At 49.6% G+C, this 7,955-nt stretch carries 7 protein-coding genes; 6 read left to right on the top strand and 1 reads right to left on the bottom strand.

The features are described 5' to 3' along the window. The 3 genes from HKN79_05790 to HKN79_05780 form a co-directional block, all read left to right on the top strand. Positions 1–246: hypothetical protein (locus tag HKN79_05790; protein ID NNC83070.1), on the top strand; the 246-nt coding region annotated here is incomplete at its 5' end. Further along, positions 247–633, top strand: coding sequence for a sulfite exporter TauE/SafE family protein (locus HKN79_05785; GenBank protein ID NNC83069.1), 387 nt, complete (start codon positions 247–249; stop codon positions 631–633). It abuts the gene before it with no gap. After that, the gene (locus HKN79_05780; protein NNC83068.1) at positions 630–1,820 is read left to right on the top strand and encodes an amidohydrolase; all 1,191 of its coding nucleotides are present in this window, start codon (positions 630–632) and stop codon (positions 1,818–1,820) included. Before HKN79_05785 ends, HKN79_05780 begins: the two co-directional genes overlap by 4 nt. Here HKN79_05780 and recQ read toward each other — a convergent pair. Continuing rightward, entirely contained in the window at positions 1,817–4,021 is a 2,205-nt protein-coding gene (recQ, locus tag HKN79_05775; protein ID NNC83067.1) for a DNA helicase RecQ, read from the bottom strand. The two genes, HKN79_05780 and recQ, sit on opposite strands and share 4 nt — an antisense overlap. 202 nt (positions 4,022–4,223) lie before the next feature. Between recQ and tatC the strand changes: the two genes are divergently transcribed. The 3 genes from tatC to HKN79_05760 all read left to right on the top strand — a co-directional run. Beyond that, complete coding sequence (gene tatC, locus HKN79_05770) at positions 4,224–5,042, top strand: twin-arginine translocase subunit TatC (protein NNC83066.1); 819 nt, start codon at positions 4,224–4,226, stop codon at positions 5,040–5,042. Positions 5,043–5,092: 50 nt separating this feature from the next. After that, a complete protein-coding gene (locus HKN79_05765; GenBank protein NNC83065.1) occupies positions 5,093–7,525 on the top strand; it encodes a hypothetical protein in 2,433 nt (810 codons plus the stop codon). 16 nt (positions 7,526–7,541) lie between these two features. After that, a partial coding sequence (locus HKN79_05760) for an ATP-binding cassette domain-containing protein (GenBank protein NNC83064.1) occupies positions 7,542–7,955 on the top strand: 414 nt, incomplete at its 3' end.

Raw genomic sequence — 7,955 nt, 5'->3', positions numbered from 1 at the left:
GCATGGACCGGCTCTGGACCCTATGCTGAGAATAATACATTCAATACCGATCAGGTGGAGATATCGAATATCCCCTCGGTGACCTTTATCCTACAGAATCAAGAAGACCCCTTGCTCGCGGGATATGGATTCGGTCTTCGCTCCAGATTATTGGGCTACTTCATCCGTGCCGATTGGGCGTGGGGTGTGGTAGATGGTAGAACTTTACCCTCAGAGTTCTATCTTTCGCTCAATCTGGATTTCTGAATGGACCTACAGACCCTCGTCATCCTACTACTCACTGGACTCACCGCAGGTATGCTGGGAGGATTTATAGGTGTGGGTGGAGGCATCATCGTTGTGCCCGCTATGATCTACTTCTTGGGAATGAATCAATTCCAAGCACAGGGTACGAGTTTGGCCATGATGCTACCCCCCATCGGTATACTCGCGGTGATGAACTACTATAAGGCCGAGGCGGTAGATATGCGAGCTGCGATGATCCTCGCAGGAGCCTTCATCATCGGAGGCTATCTGGGCTCGAGGTATTCACTACGATTGGACCCCAACAAGGTCAAACTGGCCTTCGGTATATTCATGCTTCTAGTGGCGGTACGTATGACTTGGAACGCATGGAAATCACTCAACACATGAGCTTGAAGAACAAGGTCACGCAATTGGCCGAAGAGCATTGGAACCGCGTACGAGAGATCCGGAGGCATATGCATGCACATCCCGAACTGTCTTTTGCCGAACATCAGACCATGCAATTCCTCTCAGATCAACTGACCGAGGCAGGAATAGAGCATCGCACCGGAGTAGCGGGTACGGGTATCGTTGCTGACATCCAAGGTAGGTCGGAGGGAAAAGTGGTCGCACTGCGGGCCGATATAGATGCTTTACCGATCAAAGAAGAATCAATTGCAGAATACGCCTCTAAGAACCAAGGGGTCATGCATGCCTGTGGGCATGATGTACACAGTGCTTCGCTGATGGGAGCAGCATTCGTACTGCACGCTCTCCGTGAAGAATTCGAGGGGACGGTTCGCTGCATATTCCAGCCGGGAGAAGAAAAGATACCCGGAGGAGCCAGTATGATGATTGCAGAAGGGGTCTTGGATGAACTGCCTGTGGAATTGATCATCGGGCAGCATGTGTTCCCTGAATTGCCCGCTGGTGAGGTGGGATTTAGACCTGGGATGTACATGGCTTCAGCAGATGAGGTCTATATAGATATCTATGGACGAGGAGGTCACGGAGCCATGCCTCATCTCAATATCGACCCGGTAGTCATCATGGCCGAGGTCATCAGCAATCTGCAGCATCTTGTAAGCAGACATGCCAAAGCGACCATACCTACAGTACTCTCATTCGGCAAAGTGACCGCAGATGGTGCGACCAATGTCATTCCGGAAAAGGTCTCCTTGGTAGGCACCTTCCGTACCATGGATGAGCCGTGGAGGGCCAAGGCGCATGAGTTGATCACTGAGATCACTCAGAATATCGCTCAAGCACATGGAGGCAGAGCAGAAGTGGAGGTTCTGAAGGGGTATCCATTTCTCAAGAACGATGAACAATTGACAGCAGCCTGTATGGACTCCGCTCAAGAATTCTTGGGTGAGGATCAAGTACGACCATTGGATATCCGAATGACCGCAGAAGACTTTGCTTACTATTCCCACCACGTACCGGCCTGTTTCTATCGGCTGGGAACGGCATCACCTGACGGCAAGAGATTCACGGACTCGGTCCATACTCCGCGATTCGACATCGATGAAGATGCCTTGAGAACGGGTGCGGGCTTGATGGCCTATCTGGCCTTGGAGGCTCTTGATTCTTAGTTGGCCACTTCGCTCAAGAAGCGGATGCGCATCAAGCGTAGTTCTTCATCGGAGAAATCACCATCGAACTCCTCTACAGCGGCATCTATGGAGTCGTCTTCGGCTTCTTTGAAGTACTCGAATATCTCCTCTTGGCTATCCTCATCCAATAGGTCATCCAAGTAGTAGTTGATATTGACCTTGGTACCTGAATAGACGATGGCCTCTATCTCAGAGACGATCTGCTCCATGTCCATACCCTTACTCGAGGCGATATCTTCCAGAGGCAGTCGCTTGTCGATATTGGTGATGATATGGACCTTGTTGGCAGATTTGTTGGCCACTGATCGTACCACCATGTCCATGGGTCGATCGATCTCGTTCTCCTTCACATACTTAGCGATCAAGTCGATGAAGGGTTTCCCGAATTTATTGGCCTTTCCACTACCTACACCAGCGATATTGATCAGCTCATCCATGGTGATGGGATAGCGTATGGCCATATCCTCCAATGAGCTTTCTTGGAAGATGATGTAAGGGGCCAGATTACGCTTGTCTGCTTCTTTCTTACGCAGGTCCTTGAGCATATCCATGAGCACAGGGTCTCCGGCATTTCCGGCCTTGGCACCTCCGATCACTGACTCATTAGGGTCGCTGGCATAGCTGCGCTCCAGAAATAACTTGATGGGTCGAGGAGATTTCAGGAAGTCTTGTCCCAAGGGGCTCAATTTCAATTGGCCATAGGTCTCTATCTCCTTGGTCAGGATGCCTGACACCAGACAGTGACGGATGATACTGTTCCAGTAGGAAGGTTCTTGGTCATCACCTGCACCGAATTGCTCTAATTGATGATGATTGTAGGTCTTGACATCGGCTGTCTCTTTTCCGATCAGCACGTTGACCACATGTTTCATCTGATGCTTCTCTTTGACGGCTTTGACGGTCTCCAGAATCAACGTCAGGTCTTCTTTGACCTCCACACTCTCTTTGGGATGCGCGCAGTTATCACACATCTTGGTGCATCGCGCCTCATCGAATTCCTCTCCGAAATAGTACAACAGGAATTTACGTCTGCAGACGGAGGTCTCGGCATAGCTCACGATGTCTTGCAGCAACTGCTTACCGATCTCCTGTTCGGCCACAGGCTTACCTTGTAGGAATTTCTCCAGCTTCTCGATGTCCTTGTAGCTATAGAAGGCCAGACATTTTCCTTCTCCGCCATCTCGTCCGGCCCGGCCTGTCTCCTGGTAATAGCTCTCGATACTCTTAGGTATATCGTGATGGATCACATAACGTACATCCGGTTTGTCGATACCCATACCAAAGGCAATGGTCGCTACGATGACATCCACATCCTCCATGAGGAACTGATCCTGGGTACGTGCACGGGCTGAGGATTCCATACCGGCATGGTAAGCCAATGCCTTGATACCGTTCACCCGCAGGGCTTCGGCCAATTCTTCCACTTTTTTACGGCTCAAGCAATACACGATACCGGATTTTCCTTCGTGCTTCTTGATGAATTTAATGATGTCTGAGAAGACATTCTCTTTAGGGCGGACCTCGTAGTAGAGGTTATCCCGGTTGAATGAGGCTTTGAATACACGGGCATTCTCACGACCCAGATTCTTCAGGATGTCCAACTGGACCTTTTCTGTAGCAGTTGCCGTCAATGCGATCACAGGCGTATCGGCAATCTCCTTCATGATAGGCTTGAGCCGCCTATACTCCGGTCTGAAATCATGTCCCCACTCACTGATACAGTGGGCTTCATCGATAGCGAAGAAGGAGATCTTCACACTGTTGAGGAATTCCACATTCTCATCCTTGGTGAGGGATTCAGGTGCTACGTAGAGCATCTTGGTGACTCCGGACACCACATCTTCCTTCACCTTGGCGAGCTGACTCTTATTCAGGCTGCTATTGAGGAAATGGGCTACGCCATCATCTGCTGAGAATCCTCTTATGGCGTCTACCTGATTCTTCATGAGAGCGATGAGCGGGGATACCACGATGGCCGTCCCTTCCATCATGAGAGCAGGCAATTGATAGCACAGGGATTTACCACCACCGGTGGGCATGATCACAAAAGAGTCATTCCCGTCCAGGATATTCTGTATGATGGCCTCTTGCTCACCTTTGAAGGCCGTGAATCCAAAGAATTTCTTGAGTGCTTGTCGGGGGTTCTGCTGCGCCTCAACGGCTGCGATGTTTTCAGACATGACCTTGCATTAAGGTTAATGGAATAGAATGTAGAAGTCTGTAAAGACCCTAATTTAAGACATTCGCGCGTATGAGTGGGGATTTTTCATCGATACTTCTATGACGTTCATAATACTTTGTAAAGCATTGGTCATCCTTGCTTGTACAGTCGATGTCATCCCTACTTTTGAAACTGAGTATTCCTGATCAATCAAGCACAACTTGGAAGAGAAGAATCAAGGAGAAATGAGCTTTCTCGAGCATCTGGAGGAACTCCGGTGGAGGCTCATCCGAGCAGCTATTGCCATAGTGATAGGAGCCGTGTTGGCACTGTCGCTGAAGGATCTGCTATTCGAGAAGATCATCTTTGGACCGGTAAAGGATTGGTTTCCGACCAACCGTTTCCTCTGTGGTATATCCGATACCTTATGTCTTACCGATAACAGCAGCGTCTTCCAAGCGCTCAATCTGCCCACACAGATCACCGTCTATCTCATGACAGGAGTGATCGTGGGTATCGTGCTCGCCTTTCCATATATCTTCTATCAGATCTGGTCCTTTATCGCTCCGGGGCTTAAAGACAGGGAGAAAAAACAGGCGAGAGGGATTACTGTGTGGGTGAGTCTGCTGTTCTTCTTGGGCATATCATTCGGCTACTTCATCATTGTGCCCATATCTGTGCAGTTCTTCCTCAATTTCTCCTTGAGCGATCTGGTGAAGAACGAATTCACCATCAACTCCTATGTCTCTACGGTCACCATCATCACCTTGAGTACGGGCATCCTCTTCCAATTGCCCGTGGTGGTCATGATACTGGCCCGATTGGGGCTGATCACCCCGGCATTCCTGAAGAAATACCGCAAGCATGCCTTGGTCGGAGTTCTACTCCTATCGGCCATTATCACACCTCCTGATATCTCTTCGCAGATCTTGGTGACCTTCCCTATCATGTTGCTGTATGAGTTGAGCATCATTATTGCAGCACGCATCCAACGAAAAAGCAAGCGGAATCCGGATAGCACCGGTATCCAGACACGATGAGTTCACACATGATCCCATGCATATCCCGGTTTTTCACGTTCTGTGGGCTGATGATCCTGACCTTGGGTGGGGTCGGTCAGACGACTGTCGTGCAAGGCTATGTCAAGGATGCAGTGACCCAAGAAGGACTCCCATTCGTCAATCTGGCCTTCAAGGGTACCAAGACCGGAACGACCACCGATGTGAATGGATTCTACCGCATAGAATCCTACTACGTCTCAGATTCCCTGGTGTGCTCCTATGTGGGCTATAAAAGACAGACCAAGCGGGTACGTAGGGACCGTGAGCAGACCATCGATTTTCAACTGGAATCGAGTTCTGTCGACCTACAGGAGGTGGTGGTCAGGGCGTCTGAATGGGAGAATCCGGCACATCCCATCATACGGGCCGTACAGCGCAATAAGGATGTCAACAACCGGGAGAAGCTCGAGGCCTATGAGTACGAGGTATACAACAAGGTCGAATTCGACCTGAACAATATCTCCGAGCAATTCACCCAGAAAAAGCTCTTCCGTTCGTTCGATTTCATCTTCGACAATATCGATTCTACCGAGCAAAAGCCCTTCCTGCCCCTCTTCATGACCGAATCCATCTCCGATTTCTACTACCGTCAGAGTCCGAAGTCCGAGAAGGAGGTCATCAAGGCTACCAAGGTATCTGGGGTGAAGAATGAGAGTATCTCCCAGTTCTTGGGTGATATGTATCAGAATGTCAATATCTACAACAACTACATCTTCATCTTCGGGAAGAACTTTATCAGCCCCATCGCCAATTCCGGATTCTCGCACTACAAATACTACCTGAAGGATAGCGCATTCATCGATGATAAATGGTGCTACCAGATAGAATTCATTCCCAAGCACAAGCAGGAACTCACCTTCAACGGAGAGATGTGGGTCAACGATACGACCTATGCCGTGAAGCGTATGGAAGGAGCGATCGCCAAGAGCGCTAACATCAACTTCATCTCCGATATGCGGGTGAGACAGGAATATGATGAAGTAGAGGATGAAGTATGGATGCTGACCAAGGACGACCTGGTCATCGACTTCAATCTGGGAGAGAAGACCATGGGTCTCTATGGCCGGAAATCCACCTCATACAAGGACTTCGTTATCAACCGACCGCGTGATGATGACTTCTATTTCGGAGCGGAGAATATCATCCTGGCTGAGGATGTCAATAGCAAGAGTGATGAGTACTGGGAGCAGGCCCGGCATGATAGCCTGACCATCAATCAGGCAAGGATTTACTCCATGGTCGATAGCCTGAAGAAGGTACCTCAGTTCAACACCTATGTGGATATCCTGACACTGGCCATCACAGGATATAAAGAGGTGGGACTTTTCGAATTGGGGCCCTATTTCACCGTCTACAGCTATAATCCGGTAGAGGGGAGCCGGCTGAGACTGGGAGGCCGTACCAGCAATAAATTCAGCACACGGGCCATGATAGAGGGCTACGGGGCCTATGGTTTCAAGGACAAGGAGTGGAAGTACATGATCGGGGGCCTATACTTCTTAGAAAAGAAACCCCGGGTATGGATAGAAGGGAAATACAGCAAGGACATCGAACAGCTGGGACAGAGTAACAATGCCTTCCAACAGGATAATGTACTCTCATCAGCGCTGAGGCGGAATCCCAATAACAAGCTCACCATGCTGGAAGAAGTCGATCTGGCCCTGCAGAATGAGTGGTTCGATGGATTCTCCAGTGGTGCTGAACTAGAGACGCGTAGATATCAGGCCAGGGGAGCCTTGGTCTACGAGCGATTCGACCCGATCGAGGATCAAGTGGTTGCAGTACCAGAATTAGCTACTACAGAGCTCAAATTGAAGACTCGTTTTGCCTACAAAGAGAAGTATGTCTATGGGGAATTCGAGCGGGTGAGTCTAGGTACACGATTTCCGGTACTCACAGCAGAGATCGGACTGGGGATGCAAGGTCTCTTCGGAGGGCAATACGAGTACCGCAAGGTGCGACTCGGTATGCAGCACAAGGTCAGGATGGGCTTCTACGGAAATCTCGACTATCGATTCGAAGCCGGTAAGCTCTGGGGCGATCCCTTGCCCTATCCTTTGCTCTTCCTCCATCAGGGAAATGAGACTTTCTTCTACGATGAGAGTTCATATAACACCATGAACTTCTTCGAATTCATTTCGGATGAGTATGTGTCTGGAGCAGCTACTTGGCATCTGGAAGGATTCTTCCTGAACCGTATACCGCTTCTGCGTAAGCTCAAGTGGAGGGAGGTACTCAGCATCAAAGGAGTGATCGGGCGCTATGATGAGAAGAACAGCACAGCTCTCAACCTATTGGATAACTCCTTCACCTTGGAACGCATGCCCTTCGGTGAGGCGGGGGTAGGTATCGAGAATATCTTCAAGATACTCCGGATAGACGCCCTTTGGCGATTGAGTTATTTGGACAATCCTAACATCGTCAAATTCGGCATACGGGCTAAATTCCAGCTGGATTTCTAATGAACTACATTGCAGCGTGATACTCCGAGCAGAAGATATCGTCAAGAAATACGGAAAACGCACCGTGGTCAAGGGCGTGAGTGTAGAGGTCTCCCAAGGTGAGATCGTAGGATTGCTCGGACCCAATGGAGCGGGAAAGACGACCTCCTTCTATATGATCGTAGGGTTGGTCACGCCACTGAATGGACGTATCTTCTTGGACGAAAGGGACATCACCGAAGAGCCCATGTACCGAAGAGCGCAATTAGGGGTGGGTTATCTACCGCAAGAAGCCTCGGTATTCAGAAAGCTCACTGTGGAAGATAATCTGAAGGCCATCTTGGAAATGACCAAGTTGAGCAAGAAGGAGCAGGAGCTCAAAGTGGAATCCTTGATCGATGAATTCGGCCTAGGACATGTCAGAAAGAACAGGGGCGATTTCTTAAGTGGA

This window comes from Flavobacteriales bacterium, from assembly GCA_013001705.1.
Classification (GTDB): domain Bacteria; phylum Bacteroidota; class Bacteroidia; order Flavobacteriales_D; family JABDKJ01; genus JABDLZ01.
Note: the sequence above shows the minus strand (reverse complement) of the source record. Positions and strands in the feature narration are given on the sequence as shown.